The sequence below is a fragment of the Streptomyces sp. NPDC028331 genome, assembly GCF_055565775.1.
Genome location: NZ_JBVHTR010000012.1, coordinates 81,515 through 104,397, shown reverse-complemented (window position 1 = coordinate 104,397; position 22,883 = coordinate 81,515). Strand labels below are relative to the sequence as shown.

At 72.4% G+C, this 22,883-nt stretch carries 17 protein-coding genes, 1 tRNA gene and 1 pseudogene; 8 read left to right on the top strand and 11 right to left on the bottom strand.

The window, feature by feature from the left end; translation table 11 throughout:
* Nucleotides 1-110: 110 nt before the first annotated feature.
* Nucleotides 111-329, bottom strand: coding sequence for a hypothetical protein (locus ACZ4SW_RS19390; RefSeq protein ID WP_468244631.1), 219 nt, complete (start codon nt 327-329; stop codon nt 111-113).
* A gap of 162 nt (nt 330-491) precedes the next feature.
* Here ACZ4SW_RS19390 and selA point away from each other — a divergent pair, with 162 nt between their 5' ends.
* Both selA and ACZ4SW_RS19380 read left to right on the top strand, forming a co-directional pair.
* Entirely contained in the window at nt 492-1,874 is a 1,383-nt protein-coding gene (gene selA, locus ACZ4SW_RS19385; protein ID WP_468244628.1) for an L-seryl-tRNA(Sec) selenium transferase, read from the top strand.
* A gap of 5 nt (nt 1,875-1,879) precedes the next feature.
* Nucleotides 1,880-3,628: pseudogene (locus tag ACZ4SW_RS19380) on the top strand (SelB domain-containing protein); the annotation flags it as partial.
* A gap of 35 nt (nt 3,629-3,663) precedes the next feature.
* On the opposite strand, the gene ACZ4SW_RS19375 reads toward ACZ4SW_RS19380, so the two are convergent.
* Nucleotides 3,664-3,756: transfer RNA gene (locus ACZ4SW_RS19375), tRNA-Sec, on the bottom strand.
* Between the two features lie 34 nt (nt 3,757-3,790).
* Between ACZ4SW_RS19375 and selD the strand changes: the two genes are divergently transcribed.
* Entirely contained in the window at nt 3,791-4,798 is a 1,008-nt protein-coding gene (gene selD / locus ACZ4SW_RS19370) for a selenide, water dikinase SelD (protein ID WP_468244626.1), read from the top strand.
* A gap of 28 nt (nt 4,799-4,826) precedes the next feature.
* On the opposite strand, the gene fdh is transcribed toward selD, so the two are convergent.
* The 6 genes from fdh to ctaD form a co-directional block, all read right to left on the bottom strand.
* Entirely contained in the window at nt 4,827-8,087 is a 3,261-nt protein-coding gene (gene fdh, locus ACZ4SW_RS19365; RefSeq protein WP_468244623.1) for a formate dehydrogenase, read from the bottom strand.
* 223 nt (nt 8,088-8,310) lie between these two features.
* Nucleotides 8,311-9,330 carry an NrfD/PsrC family molybdoenzyme membrane anchor subunit gene (gene nrfD, locus ACZ4SW_RS19360; protein ID WP_468244620.1) on the bottom strand — a complete coding sequence of 340 codons (1,020 nt, stop codon included), beginning with the start codon at nt 9,328-9,330 and terminating at the stop codon, nt 8,311-8,313.
* Nucleotides 9,327-10,361 carry a 4Fe-4S dicluster domain-containing protein gene (locus tag ACZ4SW_RS19355; RefSeq protein WP_468244618.1) on the bottom strand — a complete coding sequence of 345 codons (1,035 nt, stop codon included), beginning with the start codon at nt 10,359-10,361 and terminating at the stop codon, nt 9,327-9,329. Before ACZ4SW_RS19355 ends, nrfD begins: the two co-directional genes overlap by 4 nt.
* A gap of 197 nt (nt 10,362-10,558) precedes the next feature.
* Entirely contained in the window at nt 10,559-11,299 is a 741-nt protein-coding gene (locus ACZ4SW_RS19350) for a DUF4142 domain-containing protein (RefSeq protein WP_468244615.1), read from the bottom strand.
* A gap of 121 nt (nt 11,300-11,420) precedes the next feature.
* Nucleotides 11,421-11,792, bottom strand: a complete 372-nt coding sequence (locus ACZ4SW_RS19345) for a hypothetical protein (RefSeq protein ID WP_468244613.1) — start codon at nt 11,790-11,792, stop codon at nt 11,421-11,423.
* A complete protein-coding gene (gene ctaD / locus ACZ4SW_RS19340; protein WP_468244610.1) occupies nt 11,789-13,501 on the bottom strand; it encodes an aa3-type cytochrome oxidase subunit I in 1,713 nt (570 codons plus the stop codon). The genes ACZ4SW_RS19345 and ctaD overlap by 4 nt, the downstream gene beginning before the upstream one ends.
* Nucleotides 13,502-13,779: 278 nt before the next feature.
* Here ctaD and ACZ4SW_RS19335 point away from each other — a divergent pair, with 278 nt between their 5' ends.
* The 4 genes from ACZ4SW_RS19335 (at nt 13,780) to ACZ4SW_RS19320 (ending at nt 19,894) form a co-directional block, all read left to right on the top strand.
* On the top strand, nt 13,780-14,805 hold the full coding sequence (locus ACZ4SW_RS19335; RefSeq protein ID WP_468244608.1) for a YihY/virulence factor BrkB family protein: 1,026 nt from the start codon (nt 13,780-13,782) through the stop codon (nt 14,803-14,805).
* Between the two features lie 174 nt (nt 14,806-14,979).
* Entirely contained in the window at nt 14,980-16,785 is a 1,806-nt protein-coding gene (locus ACZ4SW_RS19330) for a thiamine pyrophosphate-requiring protein (RefSeq protein WP_468244606.1), read from the top strand.
* Entirely contained in the window at nt 16,775-17,947 is a 1,173-nt protein-coding gene (locus ACZ4SW_RS19325) for an enolase C-terminal domain-like protein (protein WP_468244604.1), read from the top strand. Before ACZ4SW_RS19330 ends, ACZ4SW_RS19325 begins: the two co-directional genes overlap by 11 nt.
* A 153-nt stretch (nt 17,948-18,100) precedes the next feature.
* Nucleotides 18,101-19,894: an FAD-binding and (Fe-S)-binding domain-containing protein gene (locus ACZ4SW_RS19320; protein ID WP_468244602.1), complete on the top strand. Its 1,794-nt coding sequence runs from the start codon at nt 18,101-18,103 to the stop codon at nt 19,892-19,894.
* Between the two features lie 66 nt (nt 19,895-19,960).
* Here ACZ4SW_RS19320 and ACZ4SW_RS19315 read toward each other — a convergent pair whose 3' ends face one another.
* The 3 genes from ACZ4SW_RS19315 to ACZ4SW_RS19305 form a co-directional block, all read right to left on the bottom strand.
* On the bottom strand, nt 19,961-20,770 hold the full coding sequence (locus tag ACZ4SW_RS19315) for a ribonuclease BN (protein ID WP_468244599.1): 810 nt from the start codon (nt 20,768-20,770) through the stop codon (nt 19,961-19,963).
* A 111-nt stretch (nt 20,771-20,881) separates the two neighbouring features.
* A complete protein-coding gene (locus ACZ4SW_RS19310) occupies nt 20,882-21,877 on the bottom strand; it encodes a lysylphosphatidylglycerol synthase transmembrane domain-containing protein (protein ID WP_468244597.1) in 996 nt (331 codons plus the stop codon).
* A gap of 180 nt (nt 21,878-22,057) precedes the next feature.
* Nucleotides 22,058-22,237 (bottom strand): hypothetical protein, encoded by a 180-nt coding sequence (locus ACZ4SW_RS19305; RefSeq protein WP_468244595.1) that lies wholly within the window; start codon nt 22,235-22,237, stop codon nt 22,058-22,060.
* On the opposite strand from ACZ4SW_RS19305, the gene ACZ4SW_RS19300 reads away from it, so the two are divergent.
* Nucleotides 22,224-22,823 (top strand): hypothetical protein, encoded by a 600-nt coding sequence (locus ACZ4SW_RS19300; RefSeq protein ID WP_468244593.1) that lies wholly within the window; start codon nt 22,224-22,226, stop codon nt 22,821-22,823. The genes ACZ4SW_RS19305 and ACZ4SW_RS19300 overlap by 14 nt on opposite strands.
* The last annotated feature ends 60 nt before the right edge of the window (nt 22,824-22,883 follow it).

Here is a 22,883-nt window from a genome sequence, read left to right as displayed (position 1 = left end):
GGGCGTCCGGTGGGCGGGGGCCGCGACTGGGTCCGATCTCGACGGAAACGTACCCTCATGTTCCCTTCATAGCACCGCTGTGCACTCGGGGAGCGACTGACCTGAAGCGGTCAGCGCTCTCGCTCCCACACCTCGGGGCCACCGCCGTGCCACTCGATCAAGGGTGATTCGGCCACGTCCACCTCGTCCACGCCCTCCAGTCCGGCATGCTGGAGGAAGACCGTCAAGTCGTGCAGCGAATAGGCGGTGCCGAGGGTCTTCCCGTCCGTGCGCACGCGCCGGCCGCCGCTCTCGCTGGGCGGGTAGACGATCACGCGACGCTCGGCCATGGCACCAGCCTCGCGCGTGAGCGCCGGGCACGCATGCCGGGCTACTCCGCACCGCCCCCGGCGCCGCCGTCCCCGGCGTGTCGAACGGGCCGCCGTGGGCACTGGGAGACGATGGGTCCTCCTCGAAAGAGCCAGAGGTCGGGCCGGAGAGGCAGGGGCCGCATGGAACAGCGGGTCGCACGGGAGCGGGCCGGCGACGGGGCAGGGGCGGTCGCGCCCGGGATCGGACACGCGCCCGGGCCGGTCGACGCGGTCGACACGCGACGGCGCATTCCCCGCACCGACGCCCTGCTCGGCGATCCGCTCCTCGCGGAGGCGGTGGGCCGCCTGGGGTCGCGCGTGGTCAAGGCGGCGGTGCGGCAGGCACAGGAGCGGGCGCGTGAGGGCGGCATCCCGCCGGAGCGGGTGCGGGACACGGCCCTCGCCCTGCTTCCGGACACCGCCGGCGGGCTGCGGCCGGTGATCAACGCCACCGGGGTGCTGCTCCACACCAACCTCGGCCGGGCGTCGCTGTCCGCGGCGGCCCGGCAGGCGGTGCTGGAGGCCGCCGGGCCGACGGACGTCGAACTGGACCTGCAGACCGGCGTCCGGGCCCGCCGCGGGCGCACGGTGCTGAAGGCGCTGTGCGACCGGGTGCCGTCCGCCGCCGCGGCGCACGTCGTCAACAACGGTGCCGCGGCGCTGGTGCTGGTCGCGACCGCACTGGCGGTCGGCAAGGAGATCGTCATCAGCCGGGGGGAGATGGTGGAGATCGGCGACGGGTTCCGGCTTCCGGACCTCCTGGTCTCCACCGGGGCCCGGCTCCGCGAGGTCGGCACCACCAACCGCACGACCACCGCGGACTACGCCGCCGCGATCGGACCGCAGACCGGATTCGTGCTGAAGGTGCACCCCTCCAACTTCCGCATCACCGGGTTCACCCGCGCCGCGCATGTCGGCGAACTGGCCGGGCTGGGCGTGCCGGTGGTGTCCGACATCGGTTCCGGGCTGCTCGCCCCCCACCCGCTGCTGCCCGAGGAACCCGACGCCGAGACCCAGTTGCGGGCCGGCGCCTCACTGGTCACCGCCAGCGGCGACAAGCTGCTCGGCGGCCCGCAGTGCGGACTGCTGCTCGGCGACGCGGAGTTGGTCCGGACCGTCTCCCGGCATCCCCTGGCCCGGGCCCTGCGCGTGGACAAGCTGACCCTGGCCGCGCTGGAGGCCACGCTCACCGGCCCACGGACCCCGACCGACGCCGCCCTGGCCGTCGAGCCGGCGGACCTGGCGGCCCGCGCCGACCGGCTCGCCGAGGCGCTGAGCGCGCACGGCATCGACGTGCACGCGGTGCGGAGCGCGGCGACCGTCGGCGGCGGCGGCGCGCCCGGGGTGACGCTGCCCAGCGCCGCCCTGTCGCTGCCCGAGCCGTACGCCGCCGCGCTGCGCACCGGCCCCGTTCCCGTCGTCGGGCGCGTGGAGGCGGGGCGCTGCCTGCTCGACCTGCGGGCGGTACCGCCGGAGGACGACGAGCGGCTGGCCGAAGCCGTGCGGTCGGCCGCGGGAAGGTAGGCGTCATGCGGGTGCTGGCCACCGCCGGGCACGTCGACCACGGCAAGTCGGCCCTGGTGCGGGCGCTGACCGGGATGGAACCCGACCGCTTCGAGGAGGAGCGGCGCAGGGGGCTCACCCTCGACCTCGGCTTCGTGTGGACCCGGCTCGGCACGGACGGGGAGCATCTGGCCTTCGTGGACGTCCCGGGCCACGAGAGGTTCGTGGCCACGATGCTGGCCGGGGTCGGACCCGTGCCCGCCGTGCTGTTCGTCGTGGCCGCCGACCAGGGCTGGCAACCCCAGTCCGAGGAACACCTGGCGATCCTCGACGCCCTCGGGGTACGGCACGCCGTGCTCGCGGTGACCCGCAGCGACCTGGCCGACCCCGGGCCCGTGCGCGCCGACGCCGTGCGGCGCATGGCCGCCACCTCCCTCGGCACGGTGCCGTCCGTGGCGGTCAGCGCGGTGACCGGCGCCGGTCTGGACCGACTGCGCGCGGAACTGGCCCGGTTGGCGCGATCGCTGCCGGTGCCGCCCGCGGACGCGGACGTGCGGCTGTGGCTCGACCGCGCCTTCACCGTACGCGGCCACGGCACCGTGGTGACCGGCACGCTCGGCGCGGGCACCCTGCGCGCCGGTGACCGGCTCGTGACGGGTGACGGCTCGACCCTGCTGAAGGTGCGCGGGCTGCAGTGCCTGTACGAGGAACGGTCCGCCGCCAGCGGCGTGGCGCGCGTGGCGGTCAATGTGCACGGCCCGGTGGAGGGCGTTCTGCGACGGGGCCAGGTGCTCCTGACACCGGACCGCTGGCTGCTCACCGACCTCCTGGACGTCCGTGTCACCGGTGAACCGGTCGCCGACCTGCCCCGTACGATCACCCTCCACATCGGTACGGCCGCCGTCCCGGCGACGGTCCGCCCGCTGGGGCAGGACACCGCCCGGCTGACCCTGAACCGGGCCCTGCCCCTGCGCGTCGGGGACCGGGCCGTGCTGAGGGAACCGGGCGGGCGGCGCATGCCGTGCGGGGTGACTGTGCTCGACGTGCGCCCGCCGCGACTGGCCCGGCGGGGCGCGGGACGGGCCAGGGCGGCCGAACTGGCGGCCATGACCGGTCGCCCGGACGGAGCCGGGGAGCTGCGGCGCCGACGGCTCGTCCGCCGGTCGGAGCTGCTGGCGATGGGCGTGCCGCCGCCCGCCGCGCCGGTCGCCGGGGAGTGGCTGGTCGACGAGGCCCACTGGGCGGAGCTGCGGGAGCGCCTGGCCGCCGAGGTGAAGCGGTACGCCGCGGAGCACCCGCTCGAACCCGGCCTGCCGACCGAGGCGGCCCGGCGCCTGCTCCGCCTGCCCGACCGGACGTTGGTGGACGCGCTCGCCGGGACACCGGGCCCGGACCGGCTGCTGCGCCGGCAAGGACGGCTGTACGGGCCCGGCAGCCTCCGGCCGACGCTGCCCGCGCCCCTCGACGCCGCCGTCGACGCCGTACGGCGCGAGCTGACGCGGACACCGTTCCGCGCGCCGGAGGCCGACCGGCTGAAGGAACTCGGGCTCACCCGCAAGGCGGTGGCCGCCGCGGTCTCGGCGGGCGCGCTGCTGGCGGTGGCCGACGGCATCGTGCTGCTTCCGGGGGCGGACGCCCGGGCCGCCGACGTCCTGCGCCGGCTGCCCCAGCCGTTCACGCTCAGCGAGGCCCGCCGGGCTCTGGACACCACCCGCAGGGTGGCCGTGCCGCTCCTGGAACTGCTGGACGCCCAGGGACAGACCGAGCGGGTGGACGACCAGCGGCGGCGCTGCCGGCCCGCGCCGGGGAGCGGAGGCGGACGGGAATCGAACCCGCCTGCCCGAGATCCTCGGGCACCTCGGTTTTGAAGACCGGGAGGGCCACCAGGCACCCACACGCCTCCACCGCTCGCCAGGCTAGTGCCCCAGGAGACAGGTATGACACCGACCCGCCAAGCAACCGTCCGCCTCACGCAGTTCGCCCACGGCGGCGGCTGCGCCTGCAAGATCCCGCCGGGAGAGCTGGAGGAGGTGGTCGCGGGGCTGACCGCGCCACCGCTCGCCGGGGGCGACACCCCGCTGCTGGTGGGCCTCGCCACCGGCGACGACGCTGCCGTGGTCACCCACCGGGGGACTGCGATCGTCTGCACGGCCGACTTCTTCACCCCGGTCGTGGACGACCCCTACGACTGGGGGCGCATCGCCGCCGCCAACGCCCTGTCCGACGTGTACGCGATGGGCGGCCGGCCCGTGCTGGCCGTGAACCTCCTGGCCTGGCCGCGCGACCGGCTCCCGTTCGACCTGGCCCGCGAGGTGCTGCGCGGCGGACTGGACATCGCCACCGAGGCGGGCTGCCACGTCGGCGGCGGGCACAGCGTGGACGACCCGGAACCCAAGTACGGCATGGCCGTCACCGGTGTCGCCGACCCCGGGCGGCTGCTGCGCAATGACGCCGGCCGTCCCGGACTGCCGCTGTCGCTGACCAAGCCGCTGGGTGTCGGTGTGCTCAACAACCGGCACAAGGTCACCGGCGAACGATTCGAGCAGGCCGTCGCCACGATGGCGGCCCTCAACCGGGACGCGGCCCAGGCCGCCCTCGCCGCCGGGGTCACCTGCGCCACCGACGTCACCGGCTTCGGCCTCCTCGGCCACCTGCACAAGCTGGCCCGCGCCTCCGGCGTCACCGCCGTGGTCGACAGCGCCGCCGTGCCCTACCTCGACGGCGCCCGGGAGGCCGTACGGGACGGATACGTCAGCGGCGGCACCCGGCGCAACCTCGAATGGGTCGCCCCGCACACGGACTTCGGGGACACGGACGCGGACACCCGTCTGCTGCTGGCCGACGCGCAGACCTCCGGCGGCCTGCTCGTCGCCGGGGAGGTGCCCGGCGCGCCGGTGGTGGGGGAACTGGTACCGCGCGGGGCCCATTCCATCGTGGTCAGGTAGGGAGCCGGGGCGTGCTCGATCAGGCGCCTCAGACCTCCGTACCGGTGTGGTCGTCGATGCCCGCCCGGGCCCGGTAGGCGCGCACCAGCTCGACGGCCGCCGGGCCCCTGGGGCGGCGGCCCGGCCGGATGTCGACGGCGAACGCCTTCGTCTCCTGGATGTGCGTGTTCGGGTCGAGGGACAGGTGCACCAGCTCGTTGGCGGCGTCGCCGGTGCTGTAACCGTTCGGCCCCCAGTGGTAGGGCAGACCGACCTGGAGCAGGGTCCGCCCGTGCACGGTCAGCGGCGGCACCCGGTCGGTCACCAGCACCCGCGCCTCGATCACGCCCCGGGCGCTGACGATCGTCGCCCAGCCGGCGTGCTCCAGACCGCGTTCCGCGGCGAGTTCGGGGGAGACCTCGCAGAAGAACTCCGGCTGCAGCTCCGCCAGGTAGGGCTGCCAGCGGGACATGCCGCCCGCGGTGTGGTGCTCGGTGAGCCGGTAGGTGGTGGCGACGTAGGGGAACACCTCCGTGCCCGGCTCGTCGCCGCTGGGCTGGTAGCGGTTGTCCGGGTGCGGCGGCAGCAACTGCCGTACCGGGTTGCGCTGCCGGGGGTACAGCAGGTTGGTGAAGGGCGAGTCCTGGGGCTCGTAGTGAGTGGGCAGGGGCCCGTCGGTCAGTCCGGCGGGCACGAACAGCCAGGCCTTGCCGTCGGCCTGCATGATGAACGGGTCGGTGCCCGACAGAGCCTCCGGGCCGCTCGCGTCCTGCGGGGGCCGGTGGTCGGGGGCCTTGTCCTTCTTGAAGTCCGGCACGTCGTGGCCCGTCCACTGGCCCTCGTCCGCGTCCCACCACACCAGTGCCTTGCGCTCGCTCCAGGGCCTGCCGTCCGGGTCCGCGGAGGCCCGGTTGTACAGGATGCGGCGGTTGGCCGGCCAGGCCCAGCCCCACTCGTTCGCCACCCAGTCCTGCTGCTCACCCGGTGTGCGGCGGGCCGCCTGGTTCACGCCGTCGGCCTGGACCCCGCAGTAGATCCAGCAGCCGCAGGCCGTGGAGCCGTCGCCCTTGAGCTGCTCGTAGGAGGCCAGGGGACGGCCCTCGGCGTCGTGGCCGTTGATCTCCGCGAGGACCGCCTCCGCGTCGGGTTCGGCGAGTTCTCCCTTCGTGGGGTAGTTCCATGTCAGGTCGAGCACCGGGCGGTCCATCGGGTCGGCCGACCCGGCGAGCTTCTCGCGGATGATCCGCCCGAGGTGGTAGGTGAACCACAGGTCGCTGCGCGCCTCGCCGGGCGGCTCGACGGCCTGGTGGTGCCACTGCAGCAGCCGCTGGGTGTTGGTGAAGCTGCCGTCCTTCTCGGTGTGCGCGGCGGCCGGCAGGAAGAACACCTCGGCGCGGATGTCGTCCGTGCGCATCTCGCCGGTCTCGATCTCCGGGCCGTCCTTCCACCAGGTGGCCGACTCGATGAGGGAGAAGTCGCGTACGACCAGCCAGTCGAGGTTGGCCATGCCCAGCCGCTGCATCTTGGAGTTGGCCGAGCCGACGGCCGGGTTCTCACCCATCAGGAAGTAGCCCTTGCAGGTGCCCTCGAGCTGGGCCATCACCGTCTCGTAGGTGGAGTGGGAGCCCGTCAGACGCGGCAGGTAGTCGAAGCAGAAGTCGTTCTCGGGCGTCGCGGCATCGCCCCAGTACGCCTTGAGCAGGCTCACCAGGTAGGAGCGCATGTTGCCCCAGTAGCCCTTGTGCGCCGCCTCCGCCTCGATGAAGGCGTCGAGGTCCTCGTTCTTGTGCGCGTGCGGCATCGGGATGTAGCCGGGCAGCAGGTTGAACAGGGTCGGGATGTCGGTCGAACCCTGAATGGAGGCGTGCCCGCGCAGGGCGAGGATCCCGCCACCGGGACGGCCGATGTTGCCGAGCAGGCTCTGCAGCACGGCCGCCGCGCGGATGTACTGGACGCCGACGGTGTGCTGCGTCCAGCCGACCGCGTAGGCGAAGGCGGTGGTCCGCTCGCGCCCCGAGTTCTCCGTCACCAGCTCGCACACCTGGCGGAACAGGTCCTGCGGCACCCCGCAGATCCGCTCGACCATCTCCGGCGTGTAGCGGGCGTAGTGACGCCTGAGCACCTGGAACACACAGCGCGGGTGGGTCAGCGTCTCGTCGCGCTCGGGCTCGCCCTCCGGGATCACGGCGCCGCCCGCACCGTGGGCCTCACCGCGCGCCGCCTCCGACACCGAGCTGCCGCCACGGGTGCGCTCCTCGTACTCCTGGTCACGTTCGCCCGAGGCCGCCTGCATCTCCGTGCCCTCGTACTGCCAGCTGCTGTTGTCGTAGCTGCGGCTGTCGGCGTCCAGGCCCGAGAAGACGCCGTCGAGGTCCTCGGTGTCCCGGAAGTCCTCCCGCAGCACCACCGGCGCGTTGGTGTACGCCACGACGTAGTCGCGGAAGTACTTCTCCTGGCTCAGGACGTAGTTGATGATCCCGCCGAGGAAGGCGATGTCCGAGCCCGCGCGCAGCGGCACATGGAGGTCCGCCAGCGCACTGGTGCGGGTGAACCGCGGGTCGACGTGGATCACCTTCGCTCCGCGGGCCTTCGCCTCCATCACCCACTGGAACCCGACCGGATGGCACTCGGCCATGTTCGAGCCCTGGATGACGATGCAGTCGGAGTTCTGCAGGTCCTGCTGGAAGGTGGTCGCGCCGCCGCGGCCGAACGAGGTTCCCAGACTGGGAACGGTGGAGGAGTGTCAAACACGCGCCTGGTTCTCGATCTGGATCGCTCCCAGCGCCGTGAACAGCTTCTTGATCAGGTAGTTCTCTTCGTTGTCCAGGGTGGCCCCGCCGAGGCTGGCCATGCCCAGCGTGCGCCGGGTGCGGGTCCCGTCGACCTCCCACTGCCAGCCGGCCCGGCGCGCCGCGATCACCCGGTCGGCGATCATGTCCATCGCCGTGTCGAGGTCGAGCCGCTCCCAGTCGGTGCCGTACGGGCGCCGGTACAGGACGTGGTGCTCGCGCGAGCCGCCCGTGGTCAGCTGCAGGCTCGCAGCGCCCTTGGGGCACAGACGGCCGCGGGAGATGGGGGAGTCGGGGTCGCCCTCGATCTGCGTGACCCGCTCGTCCTGGACGTAGACGTTCTGGCCGCAGCCCACGGCGCAGTACGGGCAGACCGACTTGACCACCCGGTCGGCGGTGGCGACCCGCGGGGTGAGGCGCGCGCTGGTGCCGCTCTTGGCGGCGGCCCCGCGGCCCAGCGGGTCGGTGCCCTTGAGCTGGCGGTAGACCGGCCAGGAGTCGATCCATGTGCGTACGCCCATGTCTGCTGCTCCTCCCGCTCGGTTCCTCGTCGTGCGGCCCTCGGGCGAGGGCGACGCCGGACCCCGGGCGCTCGCGGTCCCCTGCGGCACATTGTCCCGCAGGGGGGCGAACGCGGCATCCTGCGACGTCCCGTGACGAGAGGTTCGCCCCCTGCCGGCCCGGCCGGTCCTGATTACCCTCCGCGCGGACGGCGAAACGGCCGTCCGTCGGGGCGCCGGACCGTCAGCGCTCGCGTGCGTCCAGCCGTTCCCGCTGCGGCACGACCGTGTACTTGGGGTCCTCCGCGGACGCCACCCCGGCGTGGAACACGGCGAACCGCAGCATCGCCGAGCCGGCCAGCAGTGCCGCGCCCGCCGCCGCCGACGGACGGCGGCCCGCACGCCGGCCCGCGAGCGCGGCCAGCGCGGCCCCGCCGGCCGTGAGCGCCTCGGCGCAGCGCAGCAGCGTACGGGGCCTGCCCTGCTCGTACGGTTCGGCCGCCAGGCCCGTGCTCCGCTGCATCAGCCGGAAGGCGCCCAGCTCCAGGGCGGCACCCAGCACGGCCATCCGGCGCGCGGGCCCGGCCTGTGCCGCCGGAGCGCAGACCAGGCCCAGTCCGGCCGCCGCGCTCGCGGCGGATCCCGCGAACACGAACGGCATCTGGCGGTAGCCCTCGTGCCAGGACGGCACCGCCGTGTCGGAGATCAGGACGGCGGTGTAGGTGGCCACGGCCGGGCCCAGCACGGCCGCGCCCGCCGTGGCGGTGGCCCCGATCCTGCGGTGGCGGCCCGCCACGTCGGCGGCCGCGGCGGCCACCGTCAGCGGCGCGTAGCCGGCGAGCAGCCAGGAGCCCACGCTCATCGGGGAGGTCGGCTTGAAGACACGGAGCATGTTGACGAAACGGGCCGGGCGCCCCAGGTCGTGCACGAGCGCGGCCAGGGAGAGCGAGATCGCGCCCGCCGCGCCGAGCTTCCCGGCCCGGGCCAGCCCCGGCCGCCCGGTGGCCTGGCTCCCGGCGGCCAGCAGCGAGGAGGCGCCGGCGAGGCCGCCGAGGTAGAGGTAGCCCGCGATGTCCAGGGCCTTCCAGACCGGCTTGTTCAGGATCGGTTTGCCGTAGTACGACGAGAACCGTGCCTCGGGCACCATGGACCGCTCGCCGCGTCCGCGGCGACGCAGACGGCGTCCGGCGCCCGCGCCGGTGAGGGCCTCGCGTCCGGGGCGGGCGCCCTGCACGCCGTCACGGGTGACGTCCGAGCCGGTCATCGGGGCCTCCTGACGAAGCTGACCGCGGCCAGCGCCGCGAGCGACGCGGCGGCCGCCGCCGCGTGCCGCCACATCGAGGGCAGGTCACGGGTGGTGACGACCGGGTCCGGCGGCAGACCGTAGACCTCCGGCTCGTCCAGCAGCAGGAAGAACGCGCCGTCGCCGCCGACGCCGTCCTCGGGGTCCTCGCCGTACAGGCGGGCGTCGGTGACGCCGGCGGCGTGCAGCCGGGCGACCCGGGCGGCGGCGCGTTCGCGCAGTTCGTCGAGCGGGCCGAACTGGATGGAGTCGGTGGGGCAGGACTTCGCGCAGGCCGGTTCCATTCCGACGCCGAGCCGGTCGTAGCACAGGGTGCACTTCCACACCCGTCCGTCGTGGGGACGCTGGTCGATGACGCCGTAGGGGCAGGCGGGCACGCAGTACCCGCAGCCGTTGCAGATGTCCTCCTGGACCACCACCGTGCCGAACTCCGTCCGGAACAGCGAGCCGGTGGGGCACACGTCGAGACAGGCCGCGTGCGTGCAGTGCTTACAGACGTCCGAGGACATCAGCCACCGCAGTTCGGTGCGTCCGTCCGGGGACACGGGAGAGATCTCCCCGGCCGGTGCGCCGGCGGGCGCGGGGGCCGTGGCTCCGGGGCCCGGGGAGGAGGCGGAGGCGCCGAGGCTGCGGGCGGCGTCGAAGACGTCGACGTCCTGGTGGCCGACACCGGGCTCCTGCCCGCCCAGCGGTTTGCGCTGCTCGATGAACGCCACATGCCGCCAGGTGTCCGCGCCGAGTCCCTGGGTGTTGTCGTAGGACATGCCGGTGAGCTCCAGGCCGTCCTCCGGCACGGCGTTCCACTCCTTGCACGCCACTTCGCACGCCTTGCAGCCGATGCACACGGAGGTGTCCGTGAAGAAGCCCACGCGCGGCGGGGCGTCGGTGTACCCGGCCGCCCCCGCCACGTCGGGTTGCGGGCCGAAGAGCAGATTGCCGCGCACGGCCCCCTCGCCTGCCCCGCCGGTCTCCGCGGCGCTGCCACGCGTCATGGCCAACCTCCTCGCCCAGGCGTCATCGGCACCCGCCGCGCTTGCCGCTCGCTCGCTTCGAGCCTGGCACGAGTCCCCCCGGCTCGCTCGCCGGAAACGCCCCCGGGCGGCCGCGTCCGCCAGTCCGCGTCCGGGTTCGCGTGGACGGCGGTCGCGGCCCCGCGGTCCGTCTCCGACCCGCCCGCGCGGGCGGGGCGTCAGTTGGCCGACGGGCTGGGCGTGGGGGAGGCGGTGTGGATGTTCAGGTCGGGACGCTGGGTCAGGACGACCATCGGTTCTCCGGGCTGGGGAGCCGGCGGGGTGAGCTGGTCCTTGGGGAGCTTGGGCGGGGTGGTCTGCTGGAAGTTGGCCTGGTCGAAATTGACCGTGCCCGTCTTCTCCATCATGGTCAGGTGGTCCAGGACGGTGTCGTTGGCCAGGTCGGCGAGCTGACGCACCAGGGTGTTCTTGGTGGTGGCGCGGATCTTGGCGATCACCGGGAAGATCTGCCCGTGGGTCACACGCATGATGTTGGCCGCGGTGGAGTCGAACTCCTTGCCGTTGGCCGCATCCGCGGTCGCCACGAACTGCTGCTGTTGCGGTGTCGCCCGGTTGGGCAGGGTGATGCCCAGCTCCGGGGCGATCTTGCGGCACATCTCGTCGAGTCCGGCGTGCCCGACGATCAGGTGCTTGCCGGCTTCCCGCATCTCCGGCGACGAGCCCTTCCTCAGCGAGATCTCGCCGAGGGGGTACTCCCACAGCCCCGCGGAACGCACCTTGACGACGAAGTCGCGGTCGGCCTCGGTCAGCGGGCCGTACCGGGTGTTGGCGATGATCCGGTCCGGAGAGCTGGACGTGGTCTGGACGCCGAGCATGGCGGGGTAGGCGAGAGCGGTGAGGGTCAGGCCCAGTGCCCCGGCCACGACGAGGGTTCCTGCGGTGTTGCGGGATATGGGCATGCTGCCTCCATGCACGAGCGGCTTCTACAACAGCAAGTACGGAGGCACCAGCCGCATTGATCATTGCTTTGGGAAAAAGTTGTCCACGTCCCTGTGCCGTGCGTCACAGAAGGTGGTGTGGTCAGCGTGTCAGGGAGCACAGCGCCGTGATCAGTCCCGTGAGGCCGAGCAGGGCGCAGGCGCACGCGGCGTGGCGCTTGAACAGAGCGCGCCGCAGGGCGGCATAACGGGCCTCGTATTCTTCCCGGAGCTGCACGGAGCGCCGCGCGATGTCGGCCAGTGTCCGGCGGGTGACGTCCAGGCGCCGGCTGACGTAGTGGCGTGCCAGGTCCTCGGCCTGCGCGCCGGTCAGCCAGGGGAGCGCGGCGCACAGAGCCTCGGCTTCGCGTTGCGCCCTGTCGTACTCGGCGCGGGCGAGCAGGTACCCCTCGACTTCGGCGGCGAGCTCGGCACCGGTGACGTGCGGTGCCCGGTCGTCGGGCGGGGCGCTCACGGCCGGGGTCCCTGGTGTCCCGGCGCTTCGATGGCGTCGCGCCGACCGGTGTAGGTCGCGTAGTCGACCTCGGCCAGGTCGGGGTGGTGGAGGTCGAAGGCGGGGGACTCGGAGCGGATCCGGGGGAGGGTGGTGAAGTTGTGGCGCGGCGGTGGGCAGGAGGTCGCCCACTCCAGGGAGCGGCCGTATCCCCAGGGGTCGTCGACCTTCACGCGCTCGCCGTACTGCGCGGTCTTCCACACGTTGTACAGGAACGGCAGGGTGGACAGACCGAGCAGGAAGGCGCCGATGCTCGAGACGGTGTTCAGCCAGGTGAAGCCGTCGGCGGCCAGGTAGTCGGCGTAGCGGCGGGGCATGCCCTCGGCGCCGAGCCAGTGCTGCACGAGGAACGTCATGTGGAAACCGACGAACAGCGTCCAGAAGTGGATCTTCCCGAGGCGCTCGTCGAGCAGCGTGCCGGTCATCTTCGGCCACCAGAAGCTGAATCCGCCGAACATCGCGAAGACGATCGTGCCGAAGAGCACGTAGTGGAAGTGCGCCACGACGAAGTAGGAGTCGGTGACGTGCCAGTCCAGCGGTGGCGAGCCGAGGATGACACCGGTCAGTCCGCCGAAGAGGAAGGTGACGAGGAAGCCGGCCGCCCACAGCATCGGTGTCTCGAAGGAGAGTGAGCCCTTCCACATGGTGCCGATCCAGTTGAAGAACTTCACCCCTGTCGGTACCGCGATGAGGTAGGTCAGGAAGGAGAAGAACGGCAGCAGCACGGCCTGGGTGGCGAACATGTGGTGCGCCCACACCGTGACCGACAGTCCGGCGATGGCGATGGTCGCGCCCACCAGTCCCAGGTAGCCGAAGATCGGCTTGCGGGCGAAGACCGGGATGATCTCGCTGATCACGCCGAAGAACGGCAGCGCCAGGATGTAGACCTCGGGATGGCCGAAGAACCAGAACAGGTGCTGCCACAGGACCGAGCCCTCGACCGCCGGATCGAAGACGTGGGCGCCGAATTTGCGGTCCGCCTCCAAGGCGAGCAGCGCAGCCGCGAGGACCGGGAAGGCGAACAGGACGAGGACCGAGGTCAGCAGCACGTTCCAGGTGAAGATCGGCATGCGGAAGATCGTCATCCCGGGGGCACGCATGCACACGATGGTGGTGATGAAGTTGACCGCGCCGAGGATCGTGCCGAATCCCGACAGCGCCAGCCCCATGACCCACAGGTCGCCCCCGATCTGGGTGGTGCGCTCAGGGCCGCTGAGCGGTGTGTAGGCGGTCCAGCCGAAGTCCGCGGCGCCGTTCGGACTGAGGAAGCCGCTCATCGCGATCAGGGCACCGAAGAGGAACAGCCAGTAGGACAGCATGTTCAGCCGCGGGAAGGCCACGTCGGGTGAGCCGATCTGCAGGGGCATGACGGCGTTGGCGAAGCCGGCGAAGGTGGGGGTGGCGAACAGCAGCAGCATGATCGTGCCGTGCATCGTGAAGAGTTGGTTGTACTGCTCCTTGGACACGACCTGCAGCCCCGGGCGCGCCAGCTCCGCCCGGATCAGCAGTGCCATCACCCCGCCGATCAGGAAGAAGGCGAACGACGTGATCAGATACAGATGCCCGATCTTCTTGTGATCCGTCGTCGTCAGCCACGCCACGACCACGCGGCCCGGGTGGCGACGCCCCTCGACCGGTACGAGCGTGACCGGCTCCGTCTGTGTGGTCATCGGAAGAACTCCAGTACGGGAAAAGCCGCGAATGGGAATTACGCGGTCAAAGATCCCGTAACGGCCCTTGATGTGCATGTGCACGGGGCTGAATGGCTCGTCGTGTCGCGACCGGCCGTCGGCACGGGGGTGCCGGCGGTTCACGGGGGTGCCGGCGGTTCATGGGAGGGCCGCGGGAACCGCGGCGCGGTGGCGGGTGCATGCCACCCGGCTTATCCTCGGGACCAAGGAGACATGAGGGGGCCGGCGGGTTCCCGGCAGAGCGCACGAGGCAGACCATGGGAGTCGTGGCCCGCGTGGACGCGTACCAGCGGCGCCACCGCTGGGCGGGGCTCCCGCTCGCCGTGCTCTACAAGTTCTACGACGACCAGGCCACCTATCTCGCGGCGATCCTCACCTACTACGCGTTCCTCTCGCTCTTCCCGCTGCTGCTGATCCTCGTCTCCATCCTCGGCACCCTGCTCAGCGGCGATCCCGAGCTGCGGCAACGCGTGCTGAACTCCGCGCTCCACGAGTTCCCGGTCATCGGAGACCAGCTCGGCGAGAACATCCACTCCTTCCACGGCAGCGGTGCCGCCCTCGTCGTGGGTGTGGTGGGCAGCCTCTACGGCGCCCTGGGCGTGGCTCAGGCCGCACAGCACGCGCTGAACAAGATCTGGGCCGTGCCGCGGCACGCGCGCCCCGATCCGTTCCGCTCGCGGCTGAGGGGCCTGCTGTTCCTGTCGATCCTCGCGCTGGGGCTGTGCCTCACCACGGGTCTGTCCTTCGCGGAGTCACGGGCGAGCGTGTTCGGCGCCCGGCTGGAGACCGGCGTCAGGGTGGCCGCCGCGGCCCTCGCCGTCGTCCTCAACGCCGCCCTGCTGCTGCTCATCTACCGGACGCTGATCCGGCGCCGGCTCCCGCTGCGCCGTCTGTCCGGCGCCGTGCTCGGCGGCGCCCTCGCCTGGCAACTGCTGCAGTGGGGCGGCTCGTACTACGTCAGCCACGTGCTGCGGGGCGCAACGGCCACCTACGGCCTGTTCGGCATCGTCCTCGGTCTGCTGGCCTGGCTCTACCTCGGCGCCCTCATCTTCCTCATGACGGCCGAGGTGAGCGTGGTCCGGATCATGCGGCTGTGGCCGCGCAGCCTGCTGACCCCGTTCACCGACCGGGTGCACCTCACTCCGGCCGACCGCCGGGCCTACCACTCGTACGCCGCCACGGAGGCCTTCAAGGGCTTCGAGAAGGTCAGGGTCCGCTTCGGCCGGCCCCCGGTCCCGCCGCCCGACGACCCGTCGGACGACCCTCCCGGCCCGGCGGGCTGACCGGGCGGCCGCCACGCCGGGCAGAGCGATCCCGAAGCGCCGTGCGAGGTCACCGAAGCATCGGTCGGGTTGCTCTGTCGCGGCGCGAGGGTGGCCGCGTCGCGCGTGCTGTTTACGGGTGTCCCCGGAGGGTCACTCATCGTGGCGGCACAGGTGCGTGGCGAGGGAGCAGACATGACGTTGGTGGCCGATTTCGTGTTGCAACGCCTGCGTGAGTGGGGTGTCGAAAGGGTCTTCGGCTATCCGGGTGACGGCATCAACGGACTGCTCGGTGCCTTCGACCGGGCCGCGGGGCACCCGGAGTTCGTCCAGGTCAGGCACGAGGAGATGGCCGCCTTCATGGCGTGCGCCCACGCCAAGTTCACCGGCGAGGTCGGCTGCTGCACGGCCACGTCCGGCCCCGGCGCGGTCCACCTGCTCAACGGGCTGTACGACGCCAAGCTGGACCACCAGCCCGTGGTCGCGGTGGTGGGCCAGCAGAAACGGCTCTGTCTCGGCTCGCACTACCAGCAGGAGATCGCTCTCGAGCAACTGTTCGCAGACGTCTCCGAGTTCTGCCAGATGGTCACGCATCCGGCGCAGGCGCGGCACGTCATCGACCGGGCGTTCAAGACCGCGCTGACCACCCGGGGCGTCGCCACCGTCATCATCCCCGAGGACATCCAGGAGGCGGAGGCCCAGCCGTCGCCGCCCAAGATGCACGGCGCCGTCTTCTCCAGCGTCGGCTGGAGCCGGCCCCGGGTGCTGCCCGACGAGGGCGAACTGCGCAAGGCGGCCGACGTGCTGAACTCCGGCAGCAAGGTCGCCATGATCGTCGGCCAGGGCGCGGCTCGCGCCGAGAGCGAGGTCGTCGAGACGGCCGAACTGCTGGGCGCCGGCGTGGCCAAGGCGCTGCTGGGCCGCGAGGTGCTGCCGGACGACCTGCCGTTCGTCACGGGCCCCATCGGCCTGCTCGGCAGCAAGGCCAGCGACAACATGATCCAGGGGTGCGACACCCTGCTCATGGTCGGCACGAGCTTCCCGTACGCCGAGTGGCTGCCGGACGAGGGGCAGGCCCGCGGCGTCGAGATCGACATCGACGGGCGGATGATCGGCATCCGCTACCCGATGGAAGCGCACCTCGTCGGGGACTCCAAGGAGACGCTCAAGGCCCTCCTGCCGCTGCTCAAGCGCAAGGAGGACCGTAGCTGGCGGCAGAAGATCGAGAAGGACGTCGCCGAGTGGAGCGCGGTCTGCGAGAAGTGGTCCGACCAGCACTTCGGCGGGAAGATCAACCCGCAGGCCGTCGCGGCCGAGCTGTCGCCCCGGCTGCCCGACGGCGCGATCCTGACCGCCGACTCCGGTTCGGGAACGAACTGGTGGGCGCGTCATCTGAAGCTGCGCAAGGGCATGCAGGCCTCCCTGTCGGGCACGCTGGCCACCATGGGGCCGGGGACGCCGTACGCGATCGCCGCGCGGTTCGCGTATCCGGACCGGCCGGTCATCGCGTTCGTCGGCGACGGCGCCTTCCAGATGAACGGCATGAACGAGATGATCACCATCAAGCGCTACCTGGACCGGCTGTCCGGACCCGCGCCGTTCGTCTTCTGCGTGTTCAACAACCAGGACCTCAACCAGGTGACCTGGGAACAGCGGGCCATGGCCGGTGATCCGAAGTTCCCGGGCTCGCAGTACATCCCGGACGTCCCCTACGCCAAGTACGCCGAACTCCTCGGCCTGAAGGGCGTCTACTGCGACAAGCCGAAGAAGGTCGGCGCCGCCTGGGACGAGGCCCTGTCCAGCGACCGGCCGGTGGTGCTGGAGTTCAAGGTGGACCAGGAGATCGCCCCGATCCCGCCGCACATCATGACCGAGCAGGGCAAGAAGGCGGCCAAGGCCGTCGTGCACGACCCGGAGAGGGTGGGCATCGCCACCAAGGGCGTACGCCAGAAGCTCAGCGAGTACGCCGAGCGCCTTCCCGGACGCCACCATGGGGACTGACACCGGGGCCGCCGGGGCGCCCGGTGCCGCGGGCCCGCAGCCGGGCGAGTGGCGCATCGACGAGGTCGACGTCCACGCCTTCGAGGTGCCCACCGACGGCCCGGACGGCAGGGAACAGGACGGAACGCTGGACTGGGACTCCACAACGGTCGTCCTGGTCCGGGTCCACGCCGGCGGGCGGACCGGCCTGGGATACACCTACGGGGACGTGTCGGCCGCCTCGTTCGTCGACTCCAAGCTGGCGCCGGCGATCAAGGGCCGGGACGCGTCCTCGCCGCCCGCCCTGTGGGAGCGGATGGGGGTGCGGATCCGCAACGCCGGGCGCCCGGGCGTCGGAGCCATGGCGGTGTCCGCGGTCGACGTCGCGCTGTGGGACCTCAAGGCGAGACTGCTGGGGCTCCCCCTGGTCCGGCTGCTCCCCGCCTACCACGACCGCGTCCCCGTCTACGGCAGCGGCGGCTTCACCAATTACTCCCTGGACCGCCTCACCGACCAGCTCACCGGATGGGTGGACCAGGGGATCCCCCGCGTCAAGCTGAAGACCTCGCGCGAGCCCGAGCGCGACCCGGTCCGGCTGACCGCGGTGCGCAAGGCGGTCGGCGACGAACCGGAGCTGTTCACCGACGCCAACGGGGCGCTCGGCCGCAAGCAGGCGCTGTACTGGGCGCGCAGGTTCCACGAGGAGTGGGACGTGCGCTGGTTCGAGGAACCCGTCAGCTCCGCCGACCTGGAAGGACTGCGCCTGCTGCGCGAGCGCGGACCGGAGCGGCTGGAGATCGCGGCGGGCGAGTACGCCTACACCCTGCGGGACTTCGTGAACCTCGTGGAGCGTCCCGCCGTGGACTGCCTCCAGGCCGACGTCACCCGCTGCGGCGGCATCACCGGCGTCCTGGAGGTGGGCGGCCTCTCGGCGGCCCATGACCTCGACCTGTCGGCGCACTGCGCCCCCGCGGTGTCCGCGCACGCCTTCTGCGCCGTACGCAGGCTGCGGCACCTGGAGTACTTCCACGACCACGTACGGGTCGAGGGCCTGCTGTTCGACGGCACCCTGTCGCCCGCGGACGGCGCCCTGCGACCGGACACCGGCCGTCCGGGACTCGGTCTGGACGTCAAGTGGGCCGACGCCGAGCCGTACCGCGTGTACGGGACCCGACCGGTCTGACCGGGCTCGCGAAGGAAAGGTGAGGACCCGATGGCGAAGGCAGCACGCCGGACGACGCGCGAGGTGCCGACCAAGACCCACCCGGAGATCGCGGGCCCGCCGCGGGCCGGATGACCCTCGACGTCGGCGGCCTGGAACGGGCCCTGCGAGTACGTGCGCGAGCTGCGCAGGGTCATGGACCGGCACGGCATCACCGGCGCCATGTACGGCCACTTCGGCCAGGGGTGCATCCACTGCCGGCTCAGCTTCGACCTGCGCACCGCCGACGGCCTGGCCACCTACCGGGCGTTCCTGGAGGAGGCCGCCGACCTGGTCGTCTCGATGGGCGGTTCGGTCTCCGGCGAGCACGGTGACGGCCAGCAGCGCGGGGAGCTCCCAGAGAAGCAGTACGGGCCCGAACTCCTCCAGGCCATGCGGGAGTTCAAGGCGATCTGGGACCCGCAGGGCAAGATGAACCCGGGCAAGGTCGTCGACCCGTACCGGTTGGACGAGAACCTGAAACTGGGCACCGACTACAACCCGCCCCGGTACCGCACCAAGTTCGCCTACGAGGAGGACGGCGGGGACTTCGCGCACGCCGCCCTGCGCTGCGTGGGGATCGGCAAGTGCCGCGTCCCGCAGGCCGAGAACACGATGTGCCCCAGCTACCAGGTCACCCGGGAGGAGAAGCACACCACCCGGGGCCGGGCGCGGCTGCTGTTCGACATGCTCCAGGGCGACGTCATCACCGACGGCTGGCAGTCCGAGGAGGTCGCCGAGGCTCTCGACCTGTGTCTGGCCTGCAAGGGCTGCACCAACGACTGTCCCGTCAACGTGGACATGCCGACCTACAAGGCGGAGTTCCTGTACCACCACTACAAGTCGCCCCGCCGCCGGCGCCCCCGCTACGCGTACGCGTTCGGGTTCATCGACCAGGCCGCCCGGATCGCCTCACGCGTTCCGGAAGCCGTCAACCTCGTCACCCACACCCCTGGGCTGTCCCACCTGGCGAAGCTCGTCGCGGGCGTCGACCGCCGCCGCCCGCTGCCCCGCTTCGCGCCCATGACCCTCCAGGAGTGGTTCGCCCGGCGCGGCGGCACCGCCAACCCGGCCGGGCGCCCCGTCGTCCTGTTCCCGGACACCTTCAACAACCACTTCCACACCCAGGTCGGCGTCGCCTGCGTCGAGGCGATCGAGGCCGCCGGCTGGCGGGTGATCATGCCGGAGCGGCACATCTGCTGCGGACGGCCCCTGTACGACTACGGCTTCCTGGACACCGCCGAACGCTATCTGCACCAGGTGCTGGACGTCCTGCGGCCGCACGTCAGGGCCGGCACCCCGGTCGTCGGCATGGAACCGAGCTGCCTCGCCGTCTTCAAGGACGAGCTGCCCAAGCTGCTCCCGCACGACGACGACGCGAAACGGCTCACCCGCAACGCCTACCACTTCCCCGAGTTCTTCCGGGCCTTCGGGATCGAGCCTCCCGCGCTGAAGGGCAAGGCGCTGCTGTGGGGCCACTGCCACCAGCGTGCCACCGGCGGCATGACTCCCGACCAGGAGCTGCTGGAGAAGATGGGCCTGGACGTGCAGAACCTCAAGGGCGGGTGCTGTGGCCTGGCCGGGTCCTGGGGTTTCGAGTCCGGCAAGTACGGCATCTCCATGGACTGCGGCGAACAGGCCCTGCTGCCGGCGGTCCGCGATGCCGACAAGGACTGCCTGGTGGTCGCCGACGGCTTCTCCTGCAGCACGCAGATCAAGGACGCGCGCACCGGACGGCGGGCCCTGCACATCGCCGAAGTGATGAAACTGGCCCGGGACCAGGGCGCCCACGCGGTGTCCCGGCGACCGGAGCGCGCTGCCGCACGCCGGCCGGCGCCGCCCTGGCGGGAACGGGCGCTGCGGGTGTCGGCGGCGCTCGCGGCGGTGGCCGCCGTGACGGCCTGCGGCGTCCGGGCGGTGCGCCGTTGACCCCCGGCACCTGCGGGGACGGACGCGGGCGGCGGGACCGGGCGGCCCCCGGCCCGTGACCGCCGGTCAGTGCCTGACGCGCGGCCGCCAGTGGTGTGCGCAGAACCAGCGGCCGAACAGCGCGCCGCCGTAGACCACGAACCCCACACCCGTCAGCCACGACTCCAGCACGAGGACGACCCCGAGCGGTCCGTAACTGACCGCGTTGCTGACGATGAGCGGCGTGAAGACGAGATAGGAGAAGACCCGCAGACCGATCAGCCCCACCATGGTGGCGATCGCGCCCGGCAGCAGGTCGCGCCAGCGGATCTGACCGCCCAGAAGGAAGCGCTGGCCCCACCAGAAGAACAGCACGCCGGTCGCCAGGGACACCACGACCCGGAGCCATCCGTGCAACGCCAGACGTGTCTGCACCTCCTGGTACAGGTAGGTGGTGAGCACGATCAGCCAGGTGGCCTGGCGCCAGATGCGGTGCCACGGCCCGGGAGGCAGGTTCCAGATCCGCTCGTACCCGTTCTGCACGCTCCCGCCGAAGGACACTCCGAACACGGCCAGCAGGATCCCGCCCCACACGCTGGTCGCGCTGATCACCTTGCGGGGCGCGGCGGTGATGTCGGTGACCACGTGCGCGGACCGGCCCGACAGCCCCATGCCGTCGACCAGCCACGTGGTGAAACCCCCGTGCGCCAGGGGGTCGGCGGCGGCCACCACGATGAGCAGGGGAGCCAGGGTCACCAGGGCCAGAGTGGCGAAGCCGAGGGCGCGGTGCATCAACTCCAGTTCACGGCCGCGCCGGACCAGATCGTAGGTCTTGAGCCGGTCCCACACGTGGTGTGCGACCTGCCGGATCAGTTCCACGGCCCGCTCCGCGATCATCCTCCCGCTCCTCCGGTGCCCCGTCGATGCATGTCGGGTGATCGGGGGACGGGGGGACAAACGTGGGACGGTGCGGGCGGGACCGCCGGGACCCGACGGGGTTCCCCCGGATCACAGCACCCGGCGCTGGACCAGGGCCGCCAGGACCAGGGCGCCCGGGAGCAGCGGCAGCCAGACCGTCAGGACCCGGTAGCCGATCACCGTGGCCGTGGCCAGGTCCACCGGCGCGCCGTAGGCGACCAGGGTGACCACCAGCGCCGCGTCGACCGGTCCGATGCCGCCCGGTGCGGGGACGGCCCCGACCGCCGTACTCGCGGCGAGGAACGCGAAGATCACCAGCGGCCAGGACAACGGCAGGCCGAGCGCCGCACCGACCGAGGCGACCACACTCGCCTGGAGCACCGGGGCGGCGGCCGAACCGCCCCACAGGGCGAGGACCCTGCTGGGCCGCGTGTGCAACAGCCGCGCGTCGGCCAGGGCGGTGCGGGCGAAGCCGAGCGTCGCGCGGCGCAGCGGACGGACGGCCGTCAGCAGCACGGCGGCCGCGCCCAGAGCGAGCGCCACCCCCGCGGCCACCAGCAGCAACGTCCCCTCGTCCGGGACCAGTCGGTCGAGCCTCAGCATCCTGGGGAACGCCAGCACGAAGGCCAGGAGCACCAGCGTCTTCGCGATCGGTTTGACCAGCGAGTACAGGGCGAGGGAAGCGGTGGCCCGGGCCAAGGGGATGCCACGGGCCTGCAGGAACCGCAGGGTGACGGCGTGGGCGCCGATGCTCGCCGGCAGCACGTGGTTCGCCGCCCCGGCGGCGAACTGGGACGCCAGCAGCGGCAGCGGCTCCAGCCGCTCGGGCAGGGCGCCCTGGCGGACCCACGCCGCGGTCACCCAGCCCAGGCAGGTGAAGAAGACCCCGGCGAGCATCCACCAGGGGTCGGCGGAGGCCAGCCGGGCGGTGCCGTCGCGCACGGCACGCCAGTCGGCCACCGCCCACGCCCCGATCAACAGGAGCGGGACCAGGGTCAGCACGCGGCGGGCCAGGCGCGCGTAGGCGGGGGAGCGGCCGGGGGCGGGGAGCGGTCGGGAGAGGTTGTCGAGCGGGAGCAGGGACACGGCGCACATCGTCCTTCCCCGTCGCTCCCGCGGCGTGGCGGCGGACGGATGCAAGGCGAGGCAGGGGGACGCAGGCAACGTTCCCGTCCCGTGTGACGGCACGGTGTCAGCGAGGCGAAGGCCGGTCGGCGGGCCGGCGACCGGCCGACGCCCGCCGCCTCGGGGCCCCGACGTCCGCCGTCACTTCCGGGGGAAGAACCGGGCGAGCGGGCCCTTGCGCCGGAGCACGGTGTAGCCGATGCCGAGCCCGAGGGCCACCGGTACCTCGAGCGCGCCCGTCACGGCCAGCGCGCCGAGGCCGGCGTACAGGGGCAGGCCGTGCGCGGCGGGCAGAACCCGGCGTGCGGTGGCCAGGGGCACCGCGACGGCGTTGACCGCCCAGGTGGCGGCCTCGCCGAGCGAGGGGACGGTCAGCGTGATCGTGCGCCCGGCGGACGCGGCGCGCGGGGTCCTCGGCGGCCGCTTCGCGACCGACTGCCGCGCGGCCGGCCGCGCCGCCGCGGACTGCCTGGCGGACGCCTGCCTCGTGGCCGCCTTTCTCGTGGCCGCCTTTCTCGCGGAGACCTGCCTCGTGGCCGCCTGCCTCGCGGCCGGCCGGTCACCTGCCGGCCGTCGCGCGACCGGGTTGTGCGCGACCGGCCGTTGTACGACCGGCCTTTGCGCGGTCGAGCGTTGCGGGGCCGACCGCGTCGCGGAGGACTGCGTCGCGGACGACCGCGTCGCGGAGGACTGCCGAGCGGTCGCCTGCCTCGTCGTGGGCTGTTTCGTGGCGGGCTGTTTCGTGGCCGGTTGTCTCGTGGCCGGTTGTCTCGTCGTCGGCCGTGTCGCGGACGGTTGTCCGGCGGCCGGGGTTCCGGTGGCGGACGCGGCGTCGGGGCGCTGCCCCCTGCCTGCCGCGGCGGCGGTGCGCGCCGCCTTCGTGCTGTTCGTCACGGTGCGTCTCTGAGTGGTCTTCACCGGGCGCTGCTGCGTGGTCTTCGGCGTGGTCACGGTTCACATCCGTTCG

Excerpts from the sequence above, each read along its gene's own strand:
- ACZ4SW_RS19390 (WP_468244631.1), bottom strand. The coding sequence starts at position 329 with ATGGCCGAGCGTCGCGTGATCGTCTACCCGCCCAGCGAGAGCGGCGGC.
- selA (WP_468244628.1), top strand. The coding sequence starts at position 492 with ATGGAACAGCGGGTCGCACGGGAGCGGGCCGGCGACGGGGCAGGGGCG.
- selD (WP_468244626.1), top strand. The coding sequence starts at position 3,791 with ATGACACCGACCCGCCAAGCAACCGTCCGCCTCACGCAGTTCGCCCAC.
- nrfD (WP_468244620.1), bottom strand. The coding sequence starts at position 9,330 with ATGACCGGCTCGGACGTCACCCGTGACGGCGTGCAGGGCGCCCGCCCC.
- ACZ4SW_RS19355 (WP_468244618.1), bottom strand. The coding sequence starts at position 10,361 with ATGACGCGTGGCAGCGCCGCGGAGACCGGCGGGGCAGGCGAGGGGGCC.
- ACZ4SW_RS19350 (WP_468244615.1), bottom strand. The coding sequence starts at position 11,299 with ATGCCCATATCCCGCAACACCGCAGGAACCCTCGTCGTGGCCGGGGCA.
- ctaD (WP_468244610.1), bottom strand. The coding sequence starts at position 13,501 with ATGACCACACAGACGGAGCCGGTCACGCTCGTACCGGTCGAGGGGCGT.
- ACZ4SW_RS19335 (WP_468244608.1), top strand. The coding sequence starts at position 13,780 with ATGGGAGTCGTGGCCCGCGTGGACGCGTACCAGCGGCGCCACCGCTGG.
- ACZ4SW_RS19330 (WP_468244606.1), top strand. The coding sequence starts at position 14,980 with ATGACGTTGGTGGCCGATTTCGTGTTGCAACGCCTGCGTGAGTGGGGT.
- ACZ4SW_RS19325 (WP_468244604.1), top strand. The coding sequence starts at position 16,775 with ATGGGGACTGACACCGGGGCCGCCGGGGCGCCCGGTGCCGCGGGCCCG.
- ACZ4SW_RS19315 (WP_468244599.1), bottom strand. The coding sequence starts at position 20,770 with ATGATCGCGGAGCGGGCCGTGGAACTGATCCGGCAGGTCGCACACCAC.